The 26,292-nt window shown below is 69.9% G+C and carries 28 protein-coding genes; 12 read left to right on the forward strand and 16 right to left on the reverse strand.

Translation table 11 applies throughout. From position 1 onward, the window contains the following. The first annotated feature begins 8 nt into the window (after positions 1-8). On the forward strand, positions 9-1,610 hold the full coding sequence (locus AB4079_RS07655; RefSeq protein ID WP_441786695.1) for a stealth family protein: 1,602 nt from the start codon (positions 9-11) through the stop codon (positions 1,608-1,610). Positions 1,611-1,711: 101 nt separating this feature from the next. Here the strand turns inward: AB4079_RS07655 and AB4079_RS07660 are convergent, their stop codons facing one another. Further along, on the reverse strand, positions 1,712-2,635 hold the full coding sequence (locus tag AB4079_RS07660; RefSeq protein ID WP_441786696.1) for a phosphodiesterase: 924 nt from the start codon (positions 2,633-2,635) through the stop codon (positions 1,712-1,714). Positions 2,636-2,791: 156 nt separating this feature from the next. After that, complete coding sequence (locus AB4079_RS07665) at positions 2,792-5,431, reverse strand: glycosyl hydrolase 2 galactose-binding domain-containing protein (RefSeq protein ID WP_441786697.1); 2,640 nt, start codon at positions 5,429-5,431, stop codon at positions 2,792-2,794. A 131-nt stretch (positions 5,432-5,562) separates the two neighbouring features. Here AB4079_RS07665 and AB4079_RS07670 point away from each other — a divergent pair, with 131 nt between their 5' ends. The 4 genes from AB4079_RS07670 to AB4079_RS07685 all read left to right on the forward strand — a co-directional run bounded on the left by AB4079_RS07670 (position 5,563) and on the right by AB4079_RS07685 (position 8,798). Then, positions 5,563-6,567 (forward strand): Gfo/Idh/MocA family protein, encoded by a 1,005-nt coding sequence (locus tag AB4079_RS07670; protein WP_441786698.1) that lies wholly within the window; start codon positions 5,563-5,565, stop codon positions 6,565-6,567. 74 nt (positions 6,568-6,641) lie between these two features. Beyond that, positions 6,642-7,679, forward strand: a complete 1,038-nt coding sequence (locus AB4079_RS07675) for a Gfo/Idh/MocA family protein (protein WP_441786699.1) — start codon at positions 6,642-6,644, stop codon at positions 7,677-7,679. A 74-nt stretch (positions 7,680-7,753) separates the two neighbouring features. Beyond that, positions 7,754-8,002 (forward strand): hypothetical protein, encoded by a 249-nt coding sequence (locus AB4079_RS07680; RefSeq protein ID WP_441786700.1) that lies wholly within the window; start codon positions 7,754-7,756, stop codon positions 8,000-8,002. A gap of 100 nt (positions 8,003-8,102) precedes the next feature. Continuing rightward, a complete protein-coding gene (locus AB4079_RS07685) occupies positions 8,103-8,798 on the forward strand; it encodes a hypothetical protein (protein ID WP_441786701.1) in 696 nt (231 codons plus the stop codon). A gap of 12 nt (positions 8,799-8,810) precedes the next feature. Here AB4079_RS07685 and AB4079_RS07690 read toward each other — a convergent pair whose 3' ends face one another. The 5 genes from AB4079_RS07690 to AB4079_RS07710 all read right to left on the reverse strand — a co-directional run bounded on the left by AB4079_RS07690 (position 8,811) and on the right by AB4079_RS07710 (position 14,065). Continuing rightward, positions 8,811-9,164 (reverse strand): hypothetical protein, encoded by a 354-nt coding sequence (locus AB4079_RS07690; protein ID WP_441786702.1) that lies wholly within the window; start codon positions 9,162-9,164, stop codon positions 8,811-8,813. Then, entirely contained in the window at positions 9,152-10,396 is a 1,245-nt protein-coding gene (gene lepB, locus AB4079_RS07695; RefSeq protein WP_441786703.1) for a signal peptidase I, read from the reverse strand. Before lepB ends, AB4079_RS07690 begins: the two co-directional genes overlap by 13 nt. 77 nt (positions 10,397-10,473) lie before the next feature. Then, a complete protein-coding gene (locus tag AB4079_RS07700) occupies positions 10,474-11,325 on the reverse strand; it encodes a class C sortase (protein WP_441786704.1) in 852 nt (283 codons plus the stop codon). Between the two features lie 160 nt (positions 11,326-11,485). Beyond that, entirely contained in the window at positions 11,486-13,075 is a 1,590-nt protein-coding gene (locus AB4079_RS07705) for a SpaH/EbpB family LPXTG-anchored major pilin (RefSeq protein WP_441786705.1), read from the reverse strand. A 171-nt stretch (positions 13,076-13,246) separates the two neighbouring features. Beyond that, complete coding sequence (locus AB4079_RS07710) at positions 13,247-14,065, reverse strand: SDR family oxidoreductase (protein ID WP_441786706.1); 819 nt, start codon at positions 14,063-14,065, stop codon at positions 13,247-13,249. Positions 14,066-14,121: 56 nt separating this feature from the next. On the opposite strand from AB4079_RS07710, the gene AB4079_RS07715 reads away from it, so the two are divergent. The 4 genes from AB4079_RS07715 to AB4079_RS07730 all read left to right on the forward strand — a co-directional run bounded on the left by AB4079_RS07715 (position 14,122) and on the right by AB4079_RS07730 (position 15,730). Further along, positions 14,122-14,790: an HAD family hydrolase gene (locus tag AB4079_RS07715; protein WP_441786707.1), complete on the forward strand. Its 669-nt coding sequence runs from the start codon at positions 14,122-14,124 to the stop codon at positions 14,788-14,790. Between the two features lie 82 nt (positions 14,791-14,872). Further along, a complete protein-coding gene (locus AB4079_RS07720) occupies positions 14,873-15,172 on the forward strand; it encodes a hypothetical protein (protein ID WP_441786708.1) in 300 nt (99 codons plus the stop codon). Continuing rightward, positions 15,169-15,516 (forward strand): hypothetical protein, encoded by a 348-nt coding sequence (locus AB4079_RS07725; protein ID WP_441786709.1) that lies wholly within the window; start codon positions 15,169-15,171, stop codon positions 15,514-15,516. The genes AB4079_RS07720 and AB4079_RS07725 overlap by 4 nt, the downstream gene beginning before the upstream one ends. 22 nt (positions 15,517-15,538) lie before the next feature. Then, positions 15,539-15,730 (forward strand): hypothetical protein, encoded by a 192-nt coding sequence (locus AB4079_RS07730; protein WP_441786710.1) that lies wholly within the window; start codon positions 15,539-15,541, stop codon positions 15,728-15,730. 90 nt (positions 15,731-15,820) lie between these two features. On the opposite strand, the gene AB4079_RS07735 is transcribed toward AB4079_RS07730, so the two are convergent. Both AB4079_RS07735 and AB4079_RS07740 read right to left on the reverse strand, forming a co-directional pair. Beyond that, entirely contained in the window at positions 15,821-16,114 is a 294-nt protein-coding gene (locus tag AB4079_RS07735; RefSeq protein WP_441786711.1) for a hypothetical protein, read from the reverse strand. Positions 16,115-16,136: 22 nt separating this feature from the next. Further along, positions 16,137-16,349, reverse strand: a complete 213-nt coding sequence (locus AB4079_RS07740) for a hypothetical protein (RefSeq protein WP_441786712.1) — start codon at positions 16,347-16,349, stop codon at positions 16,137-16,139. A 122-nt stretch (positions 16,350-16,471) separates the two neighbouring features. On the opposite strand from AB4079_RS07740, the gene AB4079_RS07745 reads away from it, so the two are divergent. Together AB4079_RS07745 and AB4079_RS07750 are read left to right on the forward strand one after the other, a co-directional pair. Next, positions 16,472-17,374, forward strand: coding sequence for a DUF5996 family protein (locus AB4079_RS07745; protein ID WP_441786713.1), 903 nt, complete (start codon positions 16,472-16,474; stop codon positions 17,372-17,374). Then, positions 17,371-18,078, forward strand: coding sequence for a hypothetical protein (locus AB4079_RS07750; RefSeq protein WP_441786714.1), 708 nt, complete (start codon positions 17,371-17,373; stop codon positions 18,076-18,078). The genes AB4079_RS07745 and AB4079_RS07750 overlap by 4 nt, the downstream gene beginning before the upstream one ends. Here the strand turns inward: AB4079_RS07750 and AB4079_RS07755 are convergent. Then, positions 18,048-20,918 carry a hypothetical protein gene (locus tag AB4079_RS07755; protein WP_441786715.1) on the reverse strand — a complete coding sequence of 957 codons (2,871 nt, stop codon included), beginning with the start codon at positions 20,916-20,918 and terminating at the stop codon, positions 18,048-18,050. The genes AB4079_RS07750 and AB4079_RS07755 overlap by 31 nt on opposite strands. 111 nt (positions 20,919-21,029) lie before the next feature. Between AB4079_RS07755 and AB4079_RS07760 the strand changes: the two genes are divergently transcribed. Beyond that, positions 21,030-21,272, forward strand: a complete 243-nt coding sequence (locus AB4079_RS07760) for a hypothetical protein (RefSeq protein ID WP_441786716.1) — start codon at positions 21,030-21,032, stop codon at positions 21,270-21,272. A 27-nt stretch (positions 21,273-21,299) separates the two neighbouring features. Here AB4079_RS07760 and AB4079_RS07765 read toward each other — a convergent pair whose 3' ends face one another. From AB4079_RS07765 to AB4079_RS07790, 6 genes are all read right to left on the reverse strand, one after another. Next, on the reverse strand, positions 21,300-21,488 hold the full coding sequence (locus AB4079_RS07765; RefSeq protein WP_441786717.1) for a hypothetical protein: 189 nt from the start codon (positions 21,486-21,488) through the stop codon (positions 21,300-21,302). Between the two features lie 16 nt (positions 21,489-21,504). Then, positions 21,505-22,134 (reverse strand): TMEM175 family protein, encoded by a 630-nt coding sequence (locus tag AB4079_RS07770; RefSeq protein ID WP_441786718.1) that lies wholly within the window; start codon positions 22,132-22,134, stop codon positions 21,505-21,507. A gap of 21 nt (positions 22,135-22,155) precedes the next feature. Next, positions 22,156-22,779 (reverse strand): response regulator, encoded by a 624-nt coding sequence (locus AB4079_RS07775; RefSeq protein WP_441786719.1) that lies wholly within the window; start codon positions 22,777-22,779, stop codon positions 22,156-22,158. Beyond that, on the reverse strand, positions 22,776-23,981 hold the full coding sequence (locus AB4079_RS07780; RefSeq protein WP_441786720.1) for a sensor histidine kinase: 1,206 nt from the start codon (positions 23,979-23,981) through the stop codon (positions 22,776-22,778). The genes AB4079_RS07775 and AB4079_RS07780 overlap by 4 nt, the downstream gene beginning before the upstream one ends. Positions 23,982-23,983: 2 nt before the next feature. After that, positions 23,984-25,573, reverse strand: a complete 1,590-nt coding sequence (locus AB4079_RS07785; RefSeq protein ID WP_441786721.1) for an MFS transporter — start codon at positions 25,571-25,573, stop codon at positions 23,984-23,986. Between the two features lie 128 nt (positions 25,574-25,701). Continuing rightward, the gene (locus AB4079_RS07790; protein ID WP_441786722.1) at positions 25,702-26,277 is read right to left on the reverse strand and encodes a cysteine hydrolase family protein; all 576 of its coding nucleotides are present in this window, start codon (positions 26,275-26,277) and stop codon (positions 25,702-25,704) included. Positions 26,278-26,292: the final 15 nt, after the last annotated feature.

Raw genomic sequence — 26,292 nt, forward strand, 5'->3', positions numbered from 1 at the left:
ATGAGGGTATGGCTGAGCTTCCACCCGCATCCCTCTCCGACCAGCCTGAGCCCGTCGTCGTCACCAGCGACACCGGCCTCGGCGTGCGCCGGTTCATCCGCGACGACATCGTGCAGCGCAAAGGCCTGTACACCCTGGTCTCCGGCCCGTTCACACCCCGGGAGTCGATGATCGAAGACCTCCTTGCGGTGCGCGACGCGCTCGACGACGCCGGACTGGAATACCTGCTCGTCCGCGACGACGACAACCGCCTAGTCGTGGCGCTCGACCGCCGCAAGCGCCAAGAGGTCCGTACGGCGCTGGCCGCCGCGTTCGCCGACGAGCCGTTCTACGCCCGCAGCATCGACCCCGGCGGGGACGCGTACGGCAACGACCTGCTCATCGCCGACGCCGGACTTTCCCGCCGCAAGGCCGACATCCTGCGCGTGTACCGCCCACGCCTCGAACCGATCGGACGGCTCCGGTACGGCGCCGACACCGCCTTCCAGCTCGAGTTCTGGAGGTTCGGCGACGACGAGATCACAGCGCCGCGCGAGAATGCGCTGATGCGACCGCGCCTCCCGCGCAGCGAGGCCGTCGAGGCCGAGGTGGAGCTGTACGGGCGGCGCTGGCGGACGCTGCAGCACATGTTCGACCCGCTGGCCAGCGACGTCGCGTTCGACGTCGACATCGTCTTCTCGTGGGTCGACGGCTCCGACGCCGAATACCAGCGGCAGCGGGCCGCGCGGATGTCGACGTACGTGGTCGGTGAGGGGGACGACAACGAAGCGCGCTACCGGCAGATCGACGAACTCAAGTACGCGATGCGCAGCATCCACATGTTCGCGCCGTGGATCCGCAACATCTACATCGCGACCGACTCGCCGGTGCCGTCGTGGCTGGATGCCGAGCATCCGCGCATCCACGTCATGCGGAGCGAGGGCTTCTTCCCCGACACCTCGGGGCTGCCCACCCACAACTCGCACGCTGTCGAGAGCCAGCTGCACCACATCCCTGGGCTGTCGGAGCACTTCCTCTACTCGAACGACGACATGTTCATCGGCCGACCGCTGTCGCCCGACATCTTCTTCTCGCCGGGAGGCGTCACGAAGTTCGTCGAGGCCGGCACGCGCATCGGCCTCGGCGAGACCAACGCTGCCCGCAGTGGCTTCGAGAACGCAGCGCGCGTGAACCGTCGGCTGCTCTGGGAGCGGTTCGGCACCGTCACCACCCGGCACCTGGAGCACTGCGCTGCGCCGCTGCGCGTCAGCGTGCTGCGGGAGATGGAGCGCGAGTTCGCGGAGGACTTCCGTCGCACCGCGGCCAGCCCGTTCCGGTCGGCGACCGACATCTCCGTGACCAATTCGCTGTACCACTACTACGCGCTGATGACCGGGCGCGCGGTCGCCCAGACCCAGGCGAAGGTGCTCTACGTCGAGACGACGCTCCGCCAGGCGCCCGACATGATGCGGCGCCTGCTGAAGAAGCGCGACCAGGACATGTTCTGCCTCAACGACGGCTCGAAGCCCGAGATCGACCCGGCCACGCGCACGCGCATCGTGACCGACTTCCTCGAGCGCTACTTCCCCTTCCCCGCCCCCTGGGAGCGCCCGCTCCCTCCCACCGCCTGACCCCGCGTCGCCCCACGCCCACGCCCCACAGTCGAGTCCACACTTTTTGCACGCCCGCGCGGCGTGTCGCGTGTAGGAAGTGTGGACTCGACGGTGGGGGGTCAGGCGAGGGTGCGGATGGGCTCGGTGGGGAGCTCGCGGCGGGGGGCCGGAGGGATGCGGATGCCGTCCGCGGCGAGGCGGCGCGCCGACTCCTCGGCGTCCACGTAGTCGAGGGTGGGGTAGTGACCGAGCGGCACGACGGAGTGCAGCACCGTGTTCGGGTAGACGTGCACCATGTTGAACGACAGTGCGCCGTCACGGCCGCGCGTCCCGCCGACGGGCACGTTGAGGTCCTGCGTGTAGCAGCTCGCCGACGCCACCGAGACGGGGATGCCGGCGAACGTCGCGGTCGACGAGTAGTGCAGATGCCCCGCGAGGATGCTGCGGACGTCGCTCCCGTCGAGCACCTCGCGCAGCTGCGACTGATCTCGCAGCTCGACCGACACGGCCAGGTCGAGCACGCTCGGGATGGGCGGGTGGTGCATCGCGAGCACGGTGCCCTCCGGCGCCGCGGTCGCCAGCTCCGCCGCCAGCCAGTCCAGCTGCGACTCGCTCACGTCGCCGTAGTGGTGGCCGGGAACCGTCGAGTCGAGCACGATCACCCGCAGGCCGCCGATCCAGTAGACGTCGTCGATCGGCGAGATGTCGCCCAGCTCGTCTCGGAGTCCCTGACGGAACGACGCCCGGTCGTCGTGGTTGCCCATGACCCAGATGACCTTCGCGCCCATCCGCTCGGCCGCCGGGTCGACGAGGGCACGCAGCCGGGCGTAGGCGTCGGGCTGGCCGCGGTCGGCGAGGTCGCCGGTGAAGACGATGGCGTCCGGCCGACCGCCGGACGCCTCCACCTCCTGCAGCAGGGCGCGGAGGTGCTGCTCGCTGTCGACGGAGCCGTACAGCCGCTCACCTCCGGCCAGCAGGTGCGTGTCGCTGATGTGGAGGAGGAAGTGGTCCGGCCGCGGATACTCCGCGATTCGCGTCTTCACGGGGCTATCACACCACCCCGAACTGAACACGCCGTGAACGTGCGCGGTGCGCCGCCTGCATCCGTTCGCCTTCGCATGGCGTCATGATCGACCCGCCGCACTGCTCCTGGCACCAGCGGAAAGCGGCGGAGAGCGGCGGAGGCGGCGGTACTGCGGTCACGGGAGGTCGACGGCTGCGCCGTTCCACACCTCGACCCGCACCGGCAGGCCGGGCGTCGACGCGAGGGTTCGCTCCTCCCCGGGCAGGAGGAGGCGCGGGTCGCCGCCGACGGAGAGGACGCCGGGATCGCCGACCGGTCGCCGGTCCACCAGTCGCACGGTCACCGCCGCGACGTCGCCGGTGTTGCGCAATCGGACGGAGCCGTCGTCCGCGCGCGACACCTCGAGGCCCGGTGCGGGCACGTCGAAGAGCGCGGCGAAGTCGGCGGTGCTCGTCGCGAGCATCCGCTCACGATCGATGACGCCGCCCGCGTCCCGCCACTCCGCCTCCCAGAGGAATACGCCCGGCAGGCCTGCGACCGGGAAGGTCAGCGACCCGATCGGCTCGGGATGCCCGACCTCCGGGGCGACGAACCCGCGCTCGGCCAGAACGGAGCCGTCGAGCGCCAGCGCGCGCAGCGTGACGGTGGACCCGTCCGCGACCGGATCCTCTGCCCAGAGCCACGCCTCGACGGATGCTGTCGCCTGGCCGCCCCACACCGCGCGATCCACCCGCAGCGTCGCCCGACGCCGCTCGAACGCGCGTGCCACCGCGAAGTACGCCGGCTTCGGGTCGCCGCGGAAGTCGACGGCGGCGGTGCACCAGGCATTCGGGAAGCTCTCGTTCAGCTGCCACGGCAGCACCATGCTGCACCGCGGGAACCGCCGCCGGTCCGCCTCCACCGCGTACTGCAGCCCGGTTGCCTGGAGCAGCTGGGATGCGCGGTTCAGGGTCTCCAGCGCGTCCGGCCGGCCGCCGAACAGCTCGACGACCTGGTCGGCGTTGTTCCACCACTCGCCGAGGTGCCGGTACACCGGGTTGGTCCGGTCGGCGGGCCACCGCTCGGCCTCGGGGATGAGCGCCTCCAGCGAGCGCAGGTTCGTCATCCCCTCGACGCCGAATTCGGTGTGCGCGAGGTTCGTACCGGCGTTGGCCAGCGTGTAGTGAGCGACCAGGCCCTGGTGCTCCCACGGGCCGTGGACGTCGTGCTGCCCGTCCGGGTCGGCCTGGATGCGGTCGAGCCGGTTGTGGAACTCCGGCCCGGTCGGCGAGGTCGGCAGCCATCCGCGGTCGGGGTCCAGGCGGGCGACCGTCTCGGAGAGCGCGGCCAGCACCGGCGACCGATCATCCGAGAGGGGCACACCGCCCTCGTCGAGCTCGTTGCCGCCACCCCACAGCAGCAGCGACGGATGGTGGACGCGCGTCGGCACCAGCGCCTCCGCCTCCGCCCGCATCAGCGCCACGAACTCCGGGTCGGTGCTCGGCGCGCTCTGCATCCCCGAACTCGACTGGGAGAACTCCTGCCACACCAGCAGGCCGAGGCGGTCACACGTCGCGTAGAAGTGCTCGGTCTCGATCAGGCCGCCACCCCACACGCGGACGAGTCGCGCGCCGGAATCCGCGGCCAGGCCGAGCAGGTGCTCGACCCGCGCCTCCTCGATGGAACCGAAGAGGGAGTCGGCCGGGGTCCAGTTCCAGCCGAGCAGCGGTACGGTCACGCCGTTCACCAGGGCGGTATAGGAGAGTGCTCCGTCGGGCGCGCCGACGTTGGGGACCAGCTGAGCGGTGCGGAAGCCGACCTCGCGTGCCACGCGGTCGGCTTCGCCGGTCGCATCGGCGAGAACGACGGTCACGTCGTACAGCGGCTGCAGCCCGACCGTGTTCGGCCACCACAGCTCGGGCTCCGGGAGGCGCACCTCGGCCGCACCGTCCGACGCGGCGACGGTGACCATGGCGAGTGGATGTCCCCCACGCGCGACGCTGACCGTGACGGTGAGCGCAGCGTCGCCCTCCCGCGCCGGCGCATCCCACGCCACCGCCACCACTCCGACGGCCTCCGCGAGTTGCGACGTGATGTCACCATTCGGCGCGGATTCACGCATCGACTCACGGCTCGGCGCCGACGCGAGGGCTGGCACGAGGGCCGGCACGAGGGCCGGCGCGAGTTGGGCGCGCACGACCACGTCGCCGAGGAGGGCCCGGCCGTACCGGATGCGCACCCCCTTCCACACCCCCTGGTGGCGGAGGCGCGGGGAGAAGTCCCAGCCGTAACCCAGCCGGGGCGTGTGGACCCGCACCCGCTCCGTGCGGCCGACCTGCGGTTCCGAGGCGGGCGCCGGATGCACGCGCAGCGCGAGCTTGTGCCGTCCGGCCGACCGCTGAGCGGCGCTGAGCGTCAACCGCGCCCGGTAGTAGAGGCCGCGGACCGAGCCCAGCAGTTCGCCGTCCCAGTACACGTCCGCACCCGGGTCCACGCCGTCGAGTTCGAGCACCGCAGGTCCGTCCGCCGCCGACGCGTCGAGGTCGACGCCGCGCCGGTACACCCACGACCGCTCCGCGACCCACTCGGCGGCGCGGCTGTTGCGCCCGACACGCGGGTCGGGCACCTCCCCGGACCGGCGCAGATCGTCGATCATCGCCCCCGGGACCCGCGCCGGGAGCCACCCGGGGGCCGCCGCGATCGCCGCTGACGCCTCGGCCACGTTGTTGCCGGCCTCGGGCAGCGGAGCGCCGAGGTACCACTCGGTCGTGTCGCCGAGGGCCTCGCGGATGGTCCAGTCGTCGCCATCGAGGCTGATCGTCGTCGCGGTGCTCATCCTCCGATCATGCCGAACATGGGAACGATTCCAGAAATCTTCGCCGAAAGGGTATCGACGGCCCCGGAGCAGAAGGTACGCTTTCGTGGTTCGCGCGCACCGAATCCACTGGCAAGGAGGCCTTCACAGGCATGTCCCACCCCCTCACCGTTGCAGCGATCGGCTTCTGGCACGTGCACGCGGGCGATTACGCGCGCAACGTCCAGCAGCATCCCGACACCACCCTCGTTGCCGTCTGGGACGACGACGCCGAGCGCGGCCGCGCGGCCGCCGACGAATTCGGCGTGGAGTTCGTCGCCGACCTGGACGAACTGCTCGCCCGCCCCGGACTCGACGCCGTCACCATCACCACGGCGACCGACCAGCACCGCGACGTGATCGGCCGCGCCATCACGGCCGGCAAGCACGTCTTCACGGAGAAGATCCTGGCCCCCACCGTCGCCGAAGCAGAAGAGCTGGTCGAACTCGCCCGCGAGGCACACGTCGCACTCGTCGTCTCGCTTCCCCGGCTGTACGACGACTACACCGGTGCGATCGAGCGCATCCTCGACGACGGGATGCTGGGTGAACTCACCTACTCTCGCGTGCGCCTGGCGCATGACGGCTGGGTGGCCGGCTGGCTGCCGGAGCAGTTCGCGGACCCCGCCGCGGCGATCGGCGGCGCCCTCACCGACCTGGGATGCCACCCCGCCTACCTCACCCGCCTCTTCCAGCGCTCGGAGCCTCTGGCGATCTCGGCGACCTACGGAAGCGTCACCGGACGCGCGGTCGAGGACAACGCGGTCGTCACGGCCGCGTTCCCCGGCGGACGCGTCGGCGTTTTCGAGGCCAGCGTCGTCACGACGCCCGGAGCCTTCACCATCGAGCTGCGCGGCACCGACGCATCACTGATGTTCGGCTTCGGTGGGGAACGACTCCTTGCCAAGGGCGGCGCATTCGGCGACGAGTGGCAGGAGCTGCCGCTGCCCGAACGCCGACCCGGCGCCTTCGCCCAGTGGGTGCAGCACATCCACGACGGGACGACGGCCGACGACAACCTGCGTCACGCCGTCGAGCTGACCCGGATGGTCATCGCTGCCAATGAGTCCGCCGCCACCGGGCGCACTGTCGCACTGGCAACGGCGCCCGTCGGCTGACCCGCTTCTCACCTACTTCTCACCGACTTCTCGGTGCGCGAGCACCGCATCCACTTCTGAAGGAGCACTTCCTCATGCCCAGCACCACCGTTCGCATCGGCCTCATCGGAGCCGGCGACATCGCCGGCGCTCACGTCGCCGGCTACCTGCGCAACCCCGAAACGGTCACCTTCGCGGCCGTCGCCGACCCGGTCCGCGAGTCGGCCGAGCGCCGGGCAGCCGACACCGGCGCGGCCATCTACAGCGACTATGCGAGCATGCTCGCCGAGGCCGACATCGACGCGGTCGACATCTGCCTCCCCCACCACCTGCACAAGGACGCGATCATCGCGGCCGCCCGCGCCGGCAAGCACATCCTCTGCGAGAAGCCGCTGTGCCTCACGCGCGAAGAAGCCGCCGAGGTGGATGCCGCGGTCGCCGAGGCCGGGGTGACGCTGATGTGCGCGCACAACCAGCTGTTCCTGCCCGCGGTCGCCCAGGCGAAGAAGCTCATCGAGTCGGGCGCCCTGGGACGCGTGTACGAGGTGCGGACCACCGACAGTTTCTACAACGACTTCGACCCGTCGAACATGGGATGGCGGGCTCACGCCGCAACGAGCGGCGGCGGCGAACTCATCGACACGGGTTACCACCCCACCTACCTGCTGCTGCACCTGGCGGGCGGCTCACCGGTCGAGGTGACCGCGATGCTGGCCACCCACCGGCTGTCCTTCATGGAGGGCGAGGACTCGGCGCAGCTGCTGGTCCGCTTCGACAACGGGGTCATCGGCAGCCTCGTCACCAGCTGGGCGTACCAGCCCGCAGACGGGACCGAGAAGTTCTCCGCCGTCGGCGAGCTCGGCAGCCTGACCAGCGACGGAACCTCCCTCACCTTCCGCGGCCGCGGGGACGCCGAGGCGACGGTGTACGAGCTCGAGCCGGTCGACGAGTTCGGCGCGGAAATCGGCCACTTCGCGCGCAGCGTCCTGGACGGGACACGCCCGCTCCACACGCAGAAGGAGGGGATCGAGGTCCTCGGCATCATCCTGGCCGCGTACGAGTCGGCGGCGCACCGGACGATCGCACCGGTCCAGCCGATCGGGGAGCTGACCGCGACGACACCCCGGGATTAACACCCTGGGGTGACTTCCCTCCCGGTGTTATTCGGGGTATATCCAGCGGACCGGCGGCGGAGTTACAGTGCAGCATGAGCACGCAGCGGACGGGGGCCCGCCACACCGTTCCGGAGCCCCATCGTCAGGATGATTTCGTCGCCGTCCCGTACCTGCGCCAGGGTCAGCTCGTTTCGCTGATCCGCTGGTCGCTGGTCGCCGGTGAGTGGAAGTACACGACGATCCTCGCGGAGTATCTTCATCGCGACGAAACGTCGTGGTATCTCGTGATCAACGGGAATCGCGCCTGCCTCGACCGCTCGGAGTGGGCGATCTTCAACTGAGGGATGCGGGCCGGGACCTCAGTCGCAGGCTCCTTCGGCGCTGGGGTCGCGGCACCGCTCCGCGCTGCCCCCAAGCTCCACCGCGGGTACTGTGCCCGGTGTGACCGACACCTCGAAGGATGCACGCCGCGCTCGGGCTGAGCACCGCTGGCCCGCCGTCATCGCCACCCTGATCGCGCTCGGCGCGTACGCGTTCCTGCCGAGCGTGGTTCCGGCGTTCGTGCGGTACGCCGTGGTGGGTGTCTGCCTGCTGATGGTGGTGGCCCTGGTCGCCTACAACCCGCACCACCTGACACGGGAGTCCGCCTGGTCGCGGCGTGCCGAGATCGCGCTCGCCCTGATCATCCTGGTGGCGAACCAGATCGCGTTCGCCGAGACGATCGTCCGGCTGCTGAACAAGCACGGCAACGGGTCGGAGCTGCTGCTGGCGTCGCTCCAGGTGTGGCTGACGAACGTCATCGCCTTCGCGCTGGTGTTCTGGGTGCTGGACCGGGGCGGCCCGGTCGCGCGGGCCCTGGTCCCGCGGCCGAAGCTCGAACTGGCTGACTTCCGGTTCCCGCAGGATGAGGACCACGATGCCGTTGATGAGGTCGCCCGCGGTTCCAGCCGGCAGGCGGACTGGGTCCCGAACTACATCGACTACTTCTACTTCTCCCTGTCGAACTCCATGGCGTTCAGCCCCACCGACACCATGCCGCTGAGCCACCGGGCGAAGCTCCTGATGTCGCTGGAGTCGTTCGCCGGTTTCGCGCTGCTCGCCCTCGTCATCGCGCGCGCGGTGTCCCTGATCGGGTGACTGCGGTTGTGCTCATCTCGCGTGAAGGAAGGCCGCGGCGGCGACGTTCAAACCGATGAGTGCGAGCAACAGGATGTTGAGGTAGCCCATCACGATGGCGGCGTGCGCAAGCGCCCCGCCTCGGCCGCCCTCGTGCTGGAGCGTGCGCGTGACCCTGTGCGCCAAGGGGATCGCGAGGAAGGGCATGAGGAATGCGAGGAGCGCAGCGACGACCGCAAGCGGGTGAACGCGTTTCGGTAGGACCGTGGGGAGTGCGTAGTCGGACGTGAACTCGACGGCCGTGTTCGGCGCGGGAACCCCGACGGCGGGCTCATCCAGCCCGTCGACTTCGTCCTCCTCCTGATCCCGGGCACTCAGATCGGGCATGTTTCATCGCGGATCGAGGCGAACGTTTCCCGCGCGGTCCCGATCGGTGCGGCCTCGGTCAGCGGCCAGAGCTTGAAGACGGCCTGCCCGACGACGTTCGCGATCGGGACGAAGCCCCGCCCGGCCATCACCTGGGTCTGGCTCGAGTCACGGGAGTTGTACCGATTGTCACCGAGGACCCAGAGATCTCCTGCCGGCACCGTCACATCGAACGGCGTTGCGGTCGACGGACTGCCGACCGGGATCACCGCGAACTGCTCGTCGAGCTCTGTTCCGTTCACCGTGACGCGGCCCGCTGTGCTGCAGCATGAGACGTGGTCGCCCGGTATGCCGATGACGCGCTTGACGAGGTAGTGATCGTTACCCGCTGCCTGACCGCTCTGCCTGTCCAGCCAGCCGCCGGGGTCGGTGAAGACGACGACGTCACCGCGATGAATCGGCGACGCCCCGTACGCGAACTTGTTCACCAGGATGCGGTCCCCGGAATGGAGCGTGTTCTCCATGGAGGCGGAGGGGACGTTGAACGGCGTGAAGATCGCGCCCTGGATGAGGACCGTTGCCCCGAACGCGACGATGACCAGGATCGCTCCGAGGATGACGCGTCGCCGGGTGCGCCGTCGGCGTAGCATCGCCCGCCGCGGATGGCTCGAAATGGTCGGCCGTGCGCGGGCGCTGCGGGTTGGGACCAGGGCGACGTGGCGGGATCGCCGTGCATGCCGTTTGTGCTCGGACTCGTCGGGCTCCCCAGGACGCCGCGCCTGCACGGGTGGTGCGAGGACCTCAGGAGCCGACCCGCCGAGTGTCCACACTGTCGGCTGGTCGAGCGGCGCCGACGGCGACGACGGCCACGACGGCGCGAGCGAGACGTGGTCGGAGATGGACGCCGGCACGAAGCTCGTCTGGATCGTGCCGTCGTCGTCGTCTTCTTCGCGGAAGGAACGTCTGTCCCACCAGACGACCCCGAGGTGCTGATTCCGGGCGGCCACGCCACCGAGCGGTTCGGCGGTCGCGAGGTCGATGAGTCCGTAGGGGCCGGCATCGATGACCATCCGGTCGAGCTGAGTGCGGCTTGCAGCGCTCCAGGCGGCCGGGCCCTTGGGCGCTGATGCGTTGTCGAGCTGCTGCCGCCAGGAGAGGGCGTCGGGAACAGCGTGGGTCCGCGTTACGGGAGCCACGAAAGACGATCGGCGCGGCTTGGGCTTCCGGGACGGGATGCGTGGCATCACGGTCATCTCGCCTGCCTTCCTCGTGCGACGCGCATAGGGGTACATGTACTTAGACGGGTGGGTGGGCGGATCGTGACGCGATTTCAGAACTTCCTTCGCGTTCTCCGTCTTGCGGCGACGTGAGCGGCCCTGGTCGGGTAGGTGAGCCCGGCCCGCCACACGTAGACGATGACAGCGACGAGCGCGCTGCCGTAGAGCACCGCCCACCACGGGAACTGCAGGGTCGCCGTGGCGTTCTTGGCCGCGTCGAGGTCTTCGGGCGGGGTGGGCAGGATGCGTCGGCCGGTGACCAGGATGCGGTGCGTGTTGATCCCGAGCGGCGTGCATGTCACGAGAGTGACCAGGTCGCGCCCGGCCTCCTGCCTGAGAGTGGCGGTGTCTCCCGGCTCGACGACGCGTGTGTCGAAGATCCGGTACGTGAACACCTGGCCGAATGTGGTCAGGATGAACGTGTCGCCCTGTGTGACCTTGTCGAGGTCGGTGAACATGGTCGCGTCGGCCAGGCCGCGATGCGCTGTGATGACGGAGTGGGTGCTGTGGCCGCCGACGGGGAGGGAGGTCCCTTGCAGGTGCCCGGCGCCCTCGAGCAGTGCCGCGTCACTGGTGCCGTGGTAGATGGGGAGGTCGACGCCGATTGCCGGGATCTGGATCCGGGACATCGCGCGGTTGGGCGTGTCGAGCAGTTTCCAGTAGTCGTAGGTCTTGTGGTCGCTCGTGCCGCTGCCGGTGGGGACGTGGCTGTTGGCTTCCAGGACGGCACCGGCGGAGAGGTCCTTGTTGTAGCGGTGGGCCTCGGCGAGTTGCTCGGACGCGGAGGGTTCGACCTTCTTGATGGCTTCGCTGTATCGACTGATCACCAAGGATTGGTTGTACGCCGAGAGCCAGCTCGCCGCCGACGAGTAGGTGAGCGTGGACGAGCCGAGCACGGCCAGCATCGCAATGAGGATCAGCAGGAAGCTAGGCCGCCACCGGCGTCGTGGCCGAGCGTGCCGAGAGGTCTCTCGTGGCATGGTGTCCAGGTTTCGGGTGGGAGGAACGCTCGGAGGAGAACCGGAGTGCCGGCCCTCCTCCGAGCGTCGTGCGAGGAGTCGCTTGTCAGGAGTTCTCCCGGCGAGCCGCCCGGCGACGGACGACCAGCACACCGCCGAGGGCGATGATCAGCAGCGCGATGCCGCCGATGGTCAGCGCAAGCTGAACGCTCGATCCCGTGAACGGCAGCTGGGGAACACCTTGTTGGGTGTTGTTGATCGTGACGAGCGGCACGACGCCGTTGGTGCCGGCTTTGACCATGACTGCGGTCAGGGCCGCAACACCGGTCGGGAGGACGAAGCCGTTCGGGGCGGCGATCTCCTTGAGGACGTAGCAGCGCTGCACCAGGTCGTGGCCGGCCACCGTCGTGTTGGAGACCGTACCGTCTGCGGCGACCGTCTTCTCGGTGTCACCGATCCAGAGGCCGGCGATTGTGATGGTGCCGGTCGCGCTGGAGGTGGCGACGAACGGGGCCCCTGAGCCGGGCACGGTGATCTGCTGCAGCCCCGTGATGTCGGCCGTGCAACCGGGGCTCTGATCGGTGGTGCCCATGTAGACCTCGAACGTGGCGCCGGAGAGCCCGTCGGCCATGTTGGCGGCGTTGACCTTCTGCACGGTCAGGTCGCCCCATCGCGTCGTGGCGGTGGTGGACGGCGAGCCGTCCGTGCCGTTCGGCGTGCCCGGCGTGAGAGTGAGGTCGTTGAGGTTCACGAAAACCTGGTTGTCGATCGATCCCGGCGCGTTCGCCGTGGCCTGGAAGCCGATCACGACGTTCTCGCCCCCCTGGAGCTTGCCGAGACCGGCCGGCGTGAGTGTGACCGTGAGGGACTGTCCGGACCACGTGGCGGTATACTCGGCGCCCGAGGTGAGAGTGGTCGAACCGGCCTTCACCGTCACGGGAGCGGTACCCGGCGTGAGCTTCGCGTCGAGCGTCTCCGTCATGATGAATTTCGTATAGGGCTGACCTGTCGCGAGGGCCGGGACGAGCTGCGTGACCTCGTACTGGACAGGGGCGCCGAGCAGGCCGCCGTTCGCCTCTTGCTTGACGACGTTCTTGACAGGGCCCTGAGCCGTGGTGTTCTTCGGGTAGACGTTCACGTCGTAGACCCAGTCGCCGGTGAGGCTCTTGGCATCCTGTGGGGTCGGCAGGGTGACGATGAACGGAGCGGCGAGGGTCGCCACGTTGGCCGGAGCGGAGATCTCACGGACGAAGTAGGCGCCCAATGGAAGCTTCGCCGTGGTTGACGTGCCGGCAGCGTCCGTCGCCGGCATGCTGGTGCACCCGGTCAGGGTGTGGCTGCCGAGCTGGGTCGTGCCCTGTGCCGCGGCGGCCTGCTTCGCCGTGGGCGTGATCGCGTTGACCGCGTCCCAGCCCGTATTGGTGTTGTCGAGCAGGTCGATGCCGGCGATGGCGCAGTACTCGAAGACGACGCCCGCGATCGGGGCCGTGTTCGGCTCCGTTCCCGTGCCCGACGCGTTCTGGTCGCCGTTGCCGGGGTTCGTGTACTTGTGGATGATGATCGAACCCTGCTGTGCGGTGTCGATCGAGGCGGCGTTCGCTGCCGTATTGGTCGCCAGAGTTCCCAGCACACCCAGCGACAGCATGGTTCCGACAGCGAGGGCAGTGCGCCCGCGCTGCCGTGTGTTCTTCGTCATTACGATGGTTTTCCTTTCCGTTCCACCGCGTGGTGCGATGCGAGGTCTCATAGATAGAGACGGAACGGTTGAGGAAAGGTGTTGGACGTTTGCTCTTTACCGGGACGGTATGACCTCTACGCATGCAATGACGGCATGGCAAGGCTGCGGCAAGCGCGGGAACGACTGCTCCTAGAGCCGGCGCCAGGCGTCCGACGTCAAGTGCGACCCGGCCTGCGGCCCCATCTGCAGCATCCCGCCGTCGACCGCCCAGGAGGCACCGGTGACGTACGAGGCCGCGGGTGAGGCGAGGAACGCGATGACCGCAGCGATCTCGCGGGCGTCGCCCGGCCGCCCGAGCGGAACCCCTGGGCGGTGCACCTCGCGCGGGTCCTCATCCTCGGCATTGTTCATCGGCGTCGAGATCTCGCCGGGCGCGACCGCGTTCGCCGTGATCCCGTACTCGCCGAGCTCCAGAGCGAGGGTCTTAAGGAGGCCGCCGAGCCCGTGCTTGGCGGCGTCATAGGCGGCGGAGCCGACCCGCGGCTGGTGCTCGTGGACGCTGGTGACGCCGATGATTCGGCCGCCGCGTCCCGCATCCACCATCCTCCGCGCCATGCGCTGGATGCACAGGAAGGCGCCGTCGAGGTCGGCACACACCGTCGCGCGCCACGTCTCCCAATCCGTCTCGAAGAAGGGCGTGCCGCCGTTCAGTCCGGCGTTGTTGACGAAGACGTCGCAGCCGCCGAGCTCGTCGGCGATGCGGTCGACGACGTCGCCGCAGGCGGGTGCGTCCGTCGTGTCGAGTTGCGCGACCACGGCACGGCGACCGGCCTCGCGGACGAGACGGGCGGTCTCCTCCGCACCCTCCTCGTCGGAGTGCCAGGTGATGCCGACGTCCATGCCGGCCCGCGCGAGCGCGACGGCGGTGGCGCGCCCGATGCCGGAGTCGGATCCGGTGACGATGGCGGTGCGCGGGTTCCGGAGTTCCGGGTAGGGGTGATCGGCCATGCCCGGCACGGTGCACCCCATCCCGGACCGACGCAAGGGGTGGTAGTCGTGGAGCCATGACCATTTCCGCTGTGCTCTTCGACGTCGACGGGACCCTCGTCGACTCCAACTTCCTGCACGTCGACGCGTGGAGCCGCTCCTTCGCCGAGCTGGGGTCGCCGGTGGACTCCTGGCGCATCCACCGCTCGATCGGTCAGGACTCGGCGCGCCTCCTGGAGGAGCTCGTGGGCGACCGGGAGGAGGACTGGATCCAGCGCGCAAAGGACCTGCACTCGCAGTACTACCGCGAGCAGTCCCACCGGTTGCGCGCGTTCGATCAGGCGGCGGACCTGCTGCGGGAGCTGTCGTCTCGCGGCATCCGGGTCGTGCTGGCCACCTCTGCACCCGAGGACGAGCTGAAGCTGCTCATGGAGACCCTGGATGCCGGGGATGCCATCCATGCGACGACGAACGCCGACGACGTGGAGACCGCCAAGCCGGAGCCCGGCCTCATCGAGGTCGCCCTGGAGCGTGCGGGAGCCGACCCGTCGGACGCGCTCTTCGTCGGCGACTCGGTGTGGGACATGATGGCGGCCGCGCGCGCCCACGTCCGCGCCGCCGCTGTGCTGTCCGGTGGCGTCGGTCCGTCCGAACTGCTGGAGGCGGGCGCCGTCTCGGTGTTCGACGATCCGGCCGATCTGCTCGCCCGGATCGAGGGCGTGCTGAGCGGCCGTCGATCGGCCTGAGCCGCCCGCAGCCAAGAAGCCTCTTGCCAAGCGGACGCGCGCAGCGTTCCATAGGGGACGACGGCCCAGGAGAGGAGTCGCCATGTCGGCGAGCGAACTCGAGATGTCCAGCGTGCGGTACCCGTACCGCGACCGCATCTTCCACGTGGAGAAGAAGTCACCGGGGGTGTGGGTGGTGCTGGACGCGTCGCACGCCGAGCTCGGGACGCTGGTCCGCATCGCGGTGGAGGGCGAGGAGCACGAGCCGGTGTTCGGCGCGGTTCCGCCCGGATACTCGGAGACCCTGCACGAGGGTTCGGACTGGCGGATGCTGGTCGCTTCGCTGATCAACGAGTCGCTGGACGCGGAGACTGCCGCGACCGGCAACCAGGGCGAGGCATGAGCATCCACCTGAACAAGAAGGCGCTCGAGCACGCGAGGAAGCTGGTCGAGCAGGGCAAGGTCGTGCGCGACCAGCGTGACGACTGGAGCGAGCACGCTCCGACCGCCGACGACGAGAATGACTTCATCGAGCAGAACGGCTGGGACGACTACGCGCTCTGGCACCTCGGTGAGGATCCGGACAAGAGCGAGCAGACCAAGGGCCGCTTCAGCTTCCCGTTCGGCGACTTCGCGAAGGTGCACCGCTGTGCGGTCATCTCGCTGGAGAGCCGCGCCTCCCAGAATGACCACGACGACATCGCCCGCGAGACGAAGCGCCTGCTCGAACTGATCGACGGTGAGTAGCCGCGGGGCTACGATACCCGGGATGAACTCGACGCTCCGCACGGCGCTCGGCTGGGTCGCCGCCGTGCTGCTGAACGTCGGCGCATTCCTCGTGGTGGTGGGGCTGCTCCTCCCCCGTTCCGGTGGCGATGTCCCTGTGCTGGGCGTCGGCGCCGGCGTGTGCCTGGTCGGCCTGGCGGCCGGCGCGGGGTGGCTCGCCGGGCGCCCGCGCTAACCGTTTGCGGACGGAGAACGGCCCCGCCCTGGGATGAGGAGAGCGGGGCCGTCCGGTACCGGCGCGCGGCCGGTGGTCGGTGAGAACCGATCAGTCCGGAGGCTCGCTGTGGCCGACGAGGTCGGGGTTCGACGGCTGGTCGGCCGGGTCGAAGTCCGCGGGGGGCGGGGCCGCCTGGTCGCCGCCGTTCTCGGCCTCCGTCACATCCTCTGCACCCTCCGGCGCGACGCCCGTCTCGTGCGGCTCCGAGACGCTTCCCTGTTGGCCTTTCTCCGTCACGGCCGGCTCGGCTGACTGGGCGTCCCGGTCCTCGAAACGCTCCGGCTCGTCCTCCGCGGGCACGCCCTCGGAGTCCGTGTTCGGCAGTCCGCTGGTGTCGCTCATGCTTCGCTCCTTCCCGGGCGCCTCACGGCTTGCCCTCTTCGCTGTAGGAGGTCGCGGAGTCCGCATCCTCGTTCCTGTCGCGGGCATCGTCGAGGTCCGGGATCACATCCTGGATCACGTTCTCGCCCGCTGTGGGCTGTGCGGCACCGCCGTCGTCGCCCTCGAGGTCGCCGGCCAGCCCGTTGGTCGGGTCGTTGCCGGTGACCGGCTCTTGTTCGTCACGCGAATCGGTCATGATGACCACGTAACGCCACCTGGCCGGGCAGCCCAAGGGGGTCGATTCTGTGGAGGGAGCGGGGTAGCGCACGGCCGGCGGTAGCCTGAAGTCGCCCCCCCACCCTGACCGGAAGGACCCTCATGCGGCCTGAGCTCCTCGTCGACTCCTGGCAGCCCACGCGTGACACCGTCCACATGTGGACGCAGATCGTGGGCAAGATCCGGATGGCCCTCACTCCTCCGATCAACCATTGGTGGCACGTGACGCTCTCGCTGAGCGCCCGCGGGCTCGCCACCGGGCCGATCCCCATCCCGATGGGTGTCCTCGACATCGAGTTCGACTTCGTCGAGCACCAACTCGTAGTTCGGACCAGCGACGGCGGGCGGCGCGCCTTCCCGCTGGCAGGTCAGTCGGTCGCGTCGTTCTACGAGCAGACGTTCCGCGCCCTGGGAGAGCTCGGTATCGCTGTCGAGATCCATCCCGTTCCGAATGAGGTCGCCGTCGCGATCCCGTTCGCCGACGACACCACGCACTGCACGTACGATCCCGAGCAGGCCGAGGCCTTCTGGCGCCAGCTGATCGACGCCGATCGGCAGCTCCGGGAGTTCCGGTCCGGCTTCGTCGGCAAGGCCAGCCCGGTGCACTACTTCTGGGGCGCGATGGATCTGGCGGTCACCCGGTTCTCGGGGCGCACGGCTCCGCGGCATCCGGGCGGAGCGCCGAACTGCCCGGACAGCGTGATGCTGGAGGGGTACTCGCACGAGCTGAGCAGTGCGGGCTTCTGGCCGGGCGGGGGCGCTGAGGGGGCGTACTACTCGTACGCCTACCCCGCGCCGGAGGGTTTCGCAGCGGCGGCGGTGCCGGAAGGAGCTTTCTTCAGCGAGGAGCTCGGCGAGTTCCTCCTGCCCTACGAGACGGTCCGCCGCTCCGCGGACCCCGACGCCCTCGTGCAGGAGTTCCTCCAGGCGACGTACCGGGCGGCGGCGGATCTCGGGGGCTGGCCCGGGTTGCTGGCGGCACCGGACACGGAAGCTGCGCGGTGACCAGCCCGGACCCGGGAGTCGGCGACCCCGCGGCAGGCGACCCCGCAGCTGGCGACCCCGCAGTCCTGCCGGATGCCGCAGACTCGGCGTCCGCGCTGGGCGACCGCCCGATGGCGTTCTACAACGCGCTGCTGACCGAGCACTTCGTGCTGGAGTCGGCTCGCGGCATCACTGTCAGCGAGTCGAGCAGCCGCGCATCCCTCTATCTGATGACCCTCTCCAGCGCGCTGGTCGCGTTCGGCTTCCTCGCGTCCACCCCGTTCGCCTTCGGCTTCCTCGGTGTCATCATCCCGGTCGTCGTCATCCTGGGCGTCTTCACCTACGAGCGGCTGGTGCAGACCTCGCTCGAGGATGTGGCCGCGCTCGCGTCCATCCAGCGCATCCGCCGCTACTACGGCACTCTGCTGCCGGGTGCCGAGTCGTTCTTCCCGGTCCCGGGAGGCAAGGCGCCAAACGAGCTGCTGGAGATCGGGCAGCGCGGCTACCGGCGGGGCGTGTTCTTCACCATCTCGTCCGCCATCGCGATCGTGAACTCGATGGTGGCGGGCGTGGGGGTCTCGTTGCTTCTCTATCTCGCCAGTCACAGCCTCCCCCTCTCCATCGCGGGCGGGGTGGCGGCGGCCGTCGTGTTCGTCCTGCTGCACGGCGCCTACCAGGAGACGCGGTACGGGCGTCAGCGCCGACTGCTCCCGCCGTCCGCCTGACCGGCCCGGATGCGCTCGATCACGTCGAGCAGTGCCACTCGGTATTGCGGCGCCGATTGGTAGTCGGGATGCGTCGCCACTTTCACCAGGTAGCGTGGCGGCCCGAATTCGTCGGCCCCGCGGTCGAGGTCGTCGGGGCGTCGGTCGTCGAGCCGGTAGCTGTTGATCGGGAAGCCCAGGTAGTCGGTACGGCGCCAGAGGTTGACCCAGGCCACGGAGCCGTCCGGCTGCGTGAGCAGTTGCACCAGGGACGGGTCGTCGGCATCCGAGCGGGCGACGACGACCGGGTCGCCGTCCTGGTCCTGCTCCACCTGGGTGAACCAGGGGTCGCCCTTGACGAGCAGGGGACGCCGCGCGCCGAGGGTGCCCAGCGCGTCCGGACCGAACAGTTCGGGGAAGAACCGCCCGAAGTAGACGCGCAGCTGTGCGCCGTAGGTGAGCAGGCCGACGTTGCGGAGCCGGTCGGTGTCGCCCGGGCGGAGGGTGAACAGCGTCGAGACCGCCAGCATGGCGCCGAGACTGTGGGCTGACAGCACCACGCTGAAGGGGCGATCCTCGGTGAGCGCCACCTCCTCCTGCTGGTCGTGCCAGCGCAGTCGTGCGGCGAGGTCGAGCCCCTCCGGCGGTTGCAGGTCGTGGGTGAGCCAGTCGGTGACGCGGTCGCGCAGCTCGGGGACGACGCGCTCCGCGTAGCACGGCGGACCGAAGGGGTGGCCCGCGCGGGGGAGGAAGCACATCAGGTCCCACAGCATGCTGATGGGCCGCTCCGTCGCCGTGAGGGCGTTCTCGGCGATCACGACGAGGATCGCCGCGGCGATGACGGCGAGCGCAGGGCCGATGAGGGCGTCGATCGCCCGGAACGCCGCCGAGTACGAGACCGCGAGGGCCACGACGAAGCCCACGGCGAGCAGTGCGGCCAGGATGCCGAAGATCGGTTCCCCGCGGTGGACGAGGGCGGCAAGCCGCCTCGCACGGAGGATCTTGAGCGCCAGCCGGTCGGCCGTCGTGCTGGCGGCGATGCGCCCGTCGCGGTACGCATCCACCTCCTCCAGCAGCGGGCGGCGGCCGTCGCGGGTCCGGGGAGTGGTGAGCATCGGCATCCACCGGAGGAGGGACAGCGCGATGCCGGCGACGACGACCCCGAGGATGAGGGCGACGAACGGGAGGACGTCGCCGAAGTTGTGGTAGACGATCGGTGCCCGGAGGACGCCGTGGGGAGGGGCGGCGCAGCCGCACGGGGCCGAGCCGCTCACCAGCCAACCCTGGACTCCGAGCACGAGCAGGGTCGAGAGGATCATCGCGGCGCCGAGCGCGAGCAGCATCATCACGCCCGGCCCCATCCCGGCCCAGCCTTCCGCGCGGAAGCGTTCCGGCGGTCCGGCACGGCGGCCGCTCCGGGATCGGGGCCACCACCAGACGAAGAACAGCTGCACGACGGTAAGGACGGCGGCGACAGCGAAGAGGGGCAGCCGCAGCGGCCCGGGGTCGCCGTCCTGCGTCGGAGGGTTCTGCGCGACGCCGGCCAGGAACGCGAGCCCCGCTCCCGTCATGAGCACGATCGAGAGCACGTGCGGCACGCCCCGCCGCCACCCCAGTGCGGAGACGCAGATCGCGAGCAGCACACCCAGTACGATGGATGGCGCGGTCGCCAGACCCAGGAACGCGCCGGTCCCCGGCGCTTCGTACTGACCGCCGAACCAGAGCGAGGCGCCGACGAAGACGTAGACGACCACGGCGCCGACCAGCACCCACGCCGTGACTGTGCCGGTGCGGCGGAGCCGGTCGCGCAGGAACTCGTCGACCGCCACCCGGCCGGGGTTCGTCGTCTCCGCGAGCACGCCCACCAGCGCGATCGCGACCACCAGGCCCGCCGCGGCGACGATCCCGCCGATCAGGATGGGCACATCGCCACCGCGCGCGGCGGCGCCGAGGCATTCGCCCGAGACGAACGTCTGCAGCTTCGCGCACGCCTCGGCGGCCGAGAACATCCGGTCCCAGGCCAGCAGCAGCGCGACCAGCAGGAACGCGGCCGCCAGGTGCAGGCGCTCGGTCGGCGAGCCCACGCGCGCGGTCCGCCAGAACCCCTCCGAGGCGAGCGGGCGAAGCCTGCCGGTGCGCAGGACGCCGCGTCCGCCCATCCGGTCGGCTGCGTCGAAGATGGCGGCCTCGTACCGGACGCGAGCCCGCCGCGAGACCAGGAACAGCAACAGCACACCGGCGATCGGGACCAGCGACAAGATGGCCAGCTGCGGCCCGCGCCAGCTGAGCGGCGCCGTGCTGAAGAACCCGGTGAACCCGCTCGGCAGTGCGGTGCAGGCGGTTCCGCTGACGCACTGGACGCCGAGGTCCAGGCTCACCGACCCCAGCGCGCACACGTAGAGCAGGGTCAGGCCGAGCGCGAAGATGCGAAGGGAGGCGCCGCCCACCCCCGACTCCCACTCGCCGCCCGGGCGCTGGGTCGGGATGCGGCGCGTCCAGTACGCCGCGTTCGCCAGTCCGAAGGGGGCGAGCAGCAGCCACGCGAGTTGCACGAAGAGCTGCCCGACGAAGAGCAGCGGACCGGAGCCGAATCGGGCGAGCTTGCCCCAGGAGTAGGCCTCGGTGCGGACGCCCGTCGGCGGCACCGCGGGGTCGACGGTACCGAGGACGTCATCCGGGTCGCGGTCAGGGTCGTCCTGCCTCGGCGCCCACCAGAATCCGCCGTTCTCGTCGCCCTGGGTCTGCCGCAACTCGGCCTGCTCGCGGCCGAGGATCTCCGTCGGCGGCGTGTTTTTGATGCCGTGGATGCGCAACTCGAGGACGCGATGGGGCCAGTCGCCCCCCGCTGCGTCATCGCTCATCGGTCCGCCGATCGTCCGTTCGACGGACGCAGACTACCGTGACGGGTGGGCGTGCGGCTACAGCGCTCCCACCTGTAGCAGTGGGGGGCCGCACGGCGTAATGTCCCTCGTATGAGCAACCCAGAGCAGCCGTTCAATGCAGAACAGCCGACCGGCGACGCACACGAGAACGTCGAGGGCAGCTACACCGAGGTCGACGGCGAGGCGCCGCACGAGCGCACCGTGCACGGTCAGTACACCGAGACCGACGGCGTCGGCCCGGAGGCCGTCACCGAGGGCACGTACACCGACGCCGAGGAGCCGGTCGACGCGCCGGAGGGCGAGTACACCGAAGGCGACTACAACGAGCCGTAGGCCCAGCGCACCCGCGGAGAGCGGGCGTCAGGCGTAGCGCTTACGCGCCTTCTCGGCCTGCGCCTTGGCCTTCTTGCGCGCCTTCTTCACGTCCGGCGCGTTCCAGAACGACGTGAAAGAGCTCGTGAGCTGCTCGTAGCGCTCGCGACCTGCGCGAGCGCCGAGGAGGTACGCGGCGGCGAGGACGACCAGGATGAGAAGAGTCTTTGGGCGCATGCCCCGACGCTAGCCCTCAGGCCGCCTTCTGTGAAGCGCCGTACACCAGGCGGCGCAGCAGCCCGTGCAGCGGGGCGGCGAGGAACAGCAGGAACAGCCACCACAGGTTGATGTCGGGGAAGACGATCGCGAGCACGAGTGCCAGCGCCATGAGCATGACCTCGGCCAGGCCGCGGGTACGGTCGACGTCCCGACGCGACTCGACCGTCGTCAGTTCGGGATTGCGGTACAGCACCTCGCCGATCAGTCGGGTCGCGAGGCTGGCGACCAACATGTCGCCGATGTACAGCGCGTAGACCTCCGGGCGCTGTCCGGCACCGGTCGACAGCAGGTTCGCGGTGAACGGGATGACGACGATGGCGAGCAGCCAGAGGAAGTTGAACCACACGACCCACTGGTTGTAATCGCGGACGGTCTCGAAGATGGCGTGGTGCACCACCCAGAACCGGGCGATCACGGCGAACGAGATGAGAAACGCGAACAGCTCCCAGAAGTTCGCATCGAGGAACTCGCCGAACGATTCGTGGCCGATGTGCGAGGCGGCGTCGACCAGCGGCAGGATCAGCAGTGTGATCGCGATCGCGACCGTCGCGTCGGAGAAGTTCACGAGCCGGTCGAGCCCGCGCTCCGTCCTGATCGGCGCCATGCGGTCATTCTGCCGTACCGATCAGTCCAACAGGCCGAGCTCCAGGGCGCGGCGGACGGCGGAGGTGCGGTCGGAGACGCCGAGCTTCTCGTACGCCCGGCTCAGATACGTCTTCACGGTCGCCTCGCCGATGAACAGCTGCGATCCGATCGCCGCGTTCGTCAGTCCGTCGGAGGCCAGCCGGAGCACTTTGACCTCCTGCGCGGAGAGCGCAGGAGCCGCCTGCTTTCCCTGCACCCGACCGAGCAGCGCGGTCGCGGCCGACGTCGCCAGCACCGTCTCGCCGGCCGCCGCCGAACGCACGGAGCGAGCCAGTTCCGCCGGAGCGATGTCCTTCAGCAGGTAGCCGCTCGCGCCGGCCTCGATCGCACGCAGGATGTCCTGGTCGGTCTCGTAGGTCGTCAGCACGACCACCCGGGTGGCGGGATGCGCGGCGGAGATCGTCCGCGTCGCCTCCACGCCGTCACCGCCGGGCATGCGTAGATCCATCAGTACCAGGTCCGGGTGCAGCTCCGCGACCAGCGCGACCGCCTCGGGTCCGCTTCCCGCCTGCCCGACGACTTCGATGTCGTCGTAGCCCTGCAGCATGCCGCGGATGCCCTCACGCACCACCGGGTGGTCGTCGGCCAACAGGATGCGGATCACGCGGTCACCTCGCTTGGGAGGTCGGGCGCCGCCGCCGGCAGGATGACGCTGAGCCGCGTCCCGTCGCCCGGCGAGGTCGCCAGATCGAAGGTGCCGCCCGCTTCCCGCACGCGCGCCTGCATGCCGTCGAGTCCGAATCCGTCGCGCGGTGCGGTGGGGTCGAAGCCGTGCCCGTCGTCGCGCACCGTGAGCGCGACCGCGTCCGGCCGGTAGTCGAGCACCGCCTCCACCGTCGCCGCTTCGGCATGCTTCCGAACGTTGGCCAGCGCCTCCTGGAACACCCGCAACGCCACGACTTCCACGGCAGGCGCTGCGGGACGCGGCTCTCCGGTGACGGCGAATGCCACCGGGACCCGAGTCTCCTCCTCGAAGCGCCCGGCGACCCGGCCCAGCGCCTGCTCCAGCGTCGACTCGGCCAGCCGGCCCGGGGTCAGCGCCGCGATGATGCGCCGCGACTCCTGGAGGTTCTCCTGCGCGGTCTCGGTCATCAGTTCGACGTGACGGCGGGCGGTCACCGGGTCGGTCTCCAGCTCGCCCTGCACCGCGTGACCGAGCGTGACGATGCTCGTGAACCCCTGCGCCAGCGTGTCGTGCATCTCGCGGGCGATCCGTTCGCGCTCGGCCGCTGCGCCCTGCTGCTCCGACAGCTCAGCGATCTCGCGCTGCTGCTCGCGCAGCCGGTCGATCAGCAGTCCGCGCTCCCGGCTCTGCTTGGTCACAGCGGTGATGCGGTTGCTGAAGTAGATGGAGACGGCGATGACCAGGACGGTCAGCCCGAGGGTCCCGGCGACATCCCCCTGATCGAGGTCGCCGACCGCCCAACGCACCGTCAGGCCGCCGAAATTGATCACGACGATCGCCAGAGCGGCCGGGACGGCGGACAGCACCAGGAAGAACTGCGGCGACAGGATGAACAGCGCGATGTTCGCCCAGTTGTTCAGCCCGTACGCCACGAAGTAGACGCCGGTCGCGATCCCGACGTACAGCCACGCGCGCCAGCTGTTGCCGCGGATGCCTGCCCGGCTGGGACGGGCGAGGAACCAGTAGATCGGGAAGAGCGCGAGGACGAGGCCGGCGGACGTGAGGGTCCGCGGGTACCCGCTGATCGGGTTGGCGAGGATGAGCACCACCGACGCGAAGGTCGCGGCGGCGGAGTACCCGATCCAGTCCCCGAACCAGCGGTCGTCCACGCGCTCTGCCACGGTCAGACTGTAGCGGGGTCGGTGGTCGGTTCGGCGGTCGCCCCGGTGGTCGGCTCATCGCGCTCGGGGAGCGACGTGCGGCCGGCCGGGTAGAAGACGCCGACCACCGCGACGATCGCCATCGCCGCGGCCATGCCCCAGAAGGCCCACTGCACAGCGCCGGCGTAGTCGGCGCGGACCGCGTGCATGATCTGCTCCTGGATCGCCGTCGGGAGGGCGGACAGCCCGCTGCCACTGCCGGAAGCGCCGCTGATGCGGTCCACCGCGCCCTGCGCATCCGCGGCCGAGCCCCCGAACTTCGCGAACGAGTCCGTGAGCAGGTCGGTCAGGCGCGACGTGACGATCGTGGTGAACACCGCCAGGCCGAGGGCGCCGCCAAAGTTCTTCATAGTCTGCGAGATGGCGCTCACCTCGCCGTAGCTGGCGCCGATCGCGCGGTTGACGGCGTCGGTCGAGACCGGGCTGAACATGAGCCCGATGCCTGCGCCGGCGACGACGATGGGCCACGTCTGCGGGTTGAAGAACGCATCGGCGTGAATGGACAGGTCGGTCGCCGTGCTCGCGAGCCAGCCGAAGCCGACCGCCCCGATGACGCCGCCGAACAGCACGACCGTCCGCGCTCCGTGCTTGTCGAAGCGCACGGATCCGATCCGGCTGGCGACGACGAAACCGATGAAGAACTTCAGGAACAGCAGCCCGGTCTCGGCCGCCGACAATTGCAGCGATACCTGCCCGTAGACGCTCAGGAAGAAGAACATGCTGATGAACGCGATCGATGCGAACAGGGTCGCCAGGGTGGACAGGGTGAATCCGCGGTCACGGAAGGCGGCGATGCGGATCAGCGGCTGACGGGAACGACGCTGCAGCATGACGAAGACCACCAGAAGGCCTGCGCCGACGACGAGGGATGCGATGACCGCCGGGCTGCCCCATCCCCACGGGCTCGCCTGCTGCAGACCGAAGACGACCAGGCCCATCCCGGCCGCCACCACGGCCGCGCCGAGCCAGTCGATGCGCTCGTGGCGGCGCTTCGAGGGCCTCGCGGCGAACAGGACGATGAGGAACGCCGCGACCGCGATCGGCACGTTGACCCAGAAGATGGCCCGCCAGGTCCAGATCGTGAGATAGCCCCCGGCGATCGGGCCAATGGCCGTCATCGCACCGGTGATAGCGAAGAAGATCGCCATCGCGCGGCCGCGGCTCTCGCGGGCGAAGCCCTCCACCACGATGCCGATGGCAGCGGGGAACATGATCGCGCCGCTGACCCCCTGCAACGCGCGGGCCGCGACCAGCCACGGCTCGGCGAGGTCACCGGTGGGCGCGAGCCCGCACAGCAGCGAGGTGAGGCCGAAGCCCGCGATGCCGACCAGCGCCATGGGCTTGTGGCCGATGACGTCGGCGACGCGGCCGCCGAGCAGGAAGAACGCGGCGGTGGTGAGCAGGTAGACGTTGACCGCCCACTGCATCCCATCGTGCGAGAGGCCGAGGTTCTGCTGGATGCTCGGCGCGGACAGAGCGACGATCGTCTGGTCGATGGTCGTCATCGAAACGGCGAGGATGAGGCCGCTCAGGGCCAGGTTGGACGACTTCATACCCACAGCCTGGCGGACGGCCGCAGCCCGCGGCACCGGCGTGCGGCTGTCATCCGTGTCCGCCGATCGGTGGACGCGGGGCTGAATGCGTGCGGTTCGGACGCGGACGGGTCACACCCGACCCACCGTCACACCAGCGACGCGATGAACTCGTCGATCGTCGCGACCGTCGCGCCGCTGCGCGGAAAGACCTTCTCGGTCAGGACGCGGTGCACCTCGGCGTCGGAGTCCCAGCAGCCGTCCTCGAGCACCACGAGCCGGTAGTCGCGGTCGGCCGCGTCACGGATCGTGGAGAGGACGACGCCCGCGGTGGCGATGCCGGTGAGGACGAGGGTGTCGATCCCGCGCTGGTCCAGCCGGGCTCCGAGGTCGGTGGTGCTGAAGGCGCCGACCCGCTGCTTGCGGACGACGATCTCGCCCAGGTCGGCCGTCAGGCGCTCGTCGAACTGCGTTGCCGGACCGTCGGCGTCGAGGCGCGCGGCCGAGCCGGCGAAGCGGGAGGTCGGCGGGATGCGCTCGGCCTCCTCCGCGGTGAGGGCGACGCGGACGTAGCCGACGGTCAGGCCCGCAGCGCGGGCGGCGGCGCGGGCGCCGACCAGTCCGGCGACGAACGCATCCCCGTCCGGGTGCCGGGCGAGGATGCCCTGCTGCACATCCATGATCAGCAGAGCGGTGCGAGCGGGGTCGAGGCTCAGATCGTTCACATACGTAAAGTATCG

Origin of the sequence: Leifsonia sp. 2MCAF36 (assembly GCF_052115525.1) — a bacterium.
Lineage (GTDB): Bacteria > Actinomycetota > Actinomycetes > Actinomycetales > Microbacteriaceae > Leifsonia.

What these genes read in the sequence shown, in the direction of transcription:
- AB4079_RS07655 (WP_441786695.1), top strand. Translation starts at nt 9, where the DNA reads ATGGCTGAGCTTCCACCCGCATCCCTCTCCGACCAGCCTGAGCCCGTC.
- AB4079_RS07665 (WP_441786697.1), bottom strand. Translation starts at nt 5,431, where the DNA reads ATGAGCACCGCGACGACGATCAGCCTCGATGGCGACGACTGGACCATC.
- AB4079_RS07670 (WP_441786698.1), top strand. Translation starts at nt 5,563, where the DNA reads ATGTCCCACCCCCTCACCGTTGCAGCGATCGGCTTCTGGCACGTGCAC.
- AB4079_RS07675 (WP_441786699.1), top strand. Translation starts at nt 6,642, where the DNA reads ATGCCCAGCACCACCGTTCGCATCGGCCTCATCGGAGCCGGCGACATC.
- AB4079_RS07680 (WP_441786700.1), top strand. Translation starts at nt 7,754, where the DNA reads ATGAGCACGCAGCGGACGGGGGCCCGCCACACCGTTCCGGAGCCCCAT.
- AB4079_RS07690 (WP_441786702.1), bottom strand. Translation starts at nt 9,164, where the DNA reads ATGCCCGATCTGAGTGCCCGGGATCAGGAGGAGGACGAAGTCGACGGG.
- lepB (WP_441786703.1), bottom strand. Translation starts at nt 10,396, where the DNA reads ATGACCGTGATGCCACGCATCCCGTCCCGGAAGCCCAAGCCGCGCCGA.
- AB4079_RS07700 (WP_441786704.1), bottom strand. Translation starts at nt 11,325, where the DNA reads ATGCTGGCCGTGCTCGGCTCGTCCACGCTCACCTACTCGTCGGCGGCG.
- AB4079_RS07705 (WP_441786705.1), bottom strand. Translation starts at nt 13,075, where the DNA reads ATGACGAAGAACACACGGCAGCGCGGGCGCACTGCCCTCGCTGTCGGA.
- AB4079_RS07710 (WP_441786706.1), bottom strand. Translation starts at nt 14,065, where the DNA reads ATGGCCGATCACCCCTACCCGGAACTCCGGAACCCGCGCACCGCCATC.
- AB4079_RS07715 (WP_441786707.1), top strand. Translation starts at nt 14,122, where the DNA reads ATGACCATTTCCGCTGTGCTCTTCGACGTCGACGGGACCCTCGTCGAC.
- AB4079_RS07720 (WP_441786708.1), top strand. Translation starts at nt 14,873, where the DNA reads ATGTCGGCGAGCGAACTCGAGATGTCCAGCGTGCGGTACCCGTACCGC.
- AB4079_RS07725 (WP_441786709.1), top strand. Translation starts at nt 15,169, where the DNA reads ATGAGCATCCACCTGAACAAGAAGGCGCTCGAGCACGCGAGGAAGCTG.
- AB4079_RS07730 (WP_441786710.1), top strand. Translation starts at nt 15,539, where the DNA reads ATGAACTCGACGCTCCGCACGGCGCTCGGCTGGGTCGCCGCCGTGCTG.
- AB4079_RS07735 (WP_441786711.1), bottom strand. Translation starts at nt 16,114, where the DNA reads ATGAGCGACACCAGCGGACTGCCGAACACGGACTCCGAGGGCGTGCCC.
- AB4079_RS07740 (WP_441786712.1), bottom strand. Translation starts at nt 16,349, where the DNA reads ATGACCGATTCGCGTGACGAACAAGAGCCGGTCACCGGCAACGACCCG.
- AB4079_RS07745 (WP_441786713.1), top strand. Translation starts at nt 16,472, where the DNA reads ATGCGGCCTGAGCTCCTCGTCGACTCCTGGCAGCCCACGCGTGACACC.
- AB4079_RS07755 (WP_441786715.1), bottom strand. Translation starts at nt 20,918, where the DNA reads ATGAGCGATGACGCAGCGGGGGGCGACTGGCCCCATCGCGTCCTCGAG.
- AB4079_RS07760 (WP_441786716.1), top strand. Translation starts at nt 21,030, where the DNA reads ATGAGCAACCCAGAGCAGCCGTTCAATGCAGAACAGCCGACCGGCGAC.
- AB4079_RS07765 (WP_441786717.1), bottom strand. Translation starts at nt 21,488, where the DNA reads ATGCGCCCAAAGACTCTTCTCATCCTGGTCGTCCTCGCCGCCGCGTAC.
- AB4079_RS07770 (WP_441786718.1), bottom strand. Translation starts at nt 22,134, where the DNA reads ATGGCGCCGATCAGGACGGAGCGCGGGCTCGACCGGCTCGTGAACTTC.
- AB4079_RS07785 (WP_441786721.1), bottom strand. Translation starts at nt 25,573, where the DNA reads ATGAAGTCGTCCAACCTGGCCCTGAGCGGCCTCATCCTCGCCGTTTCG.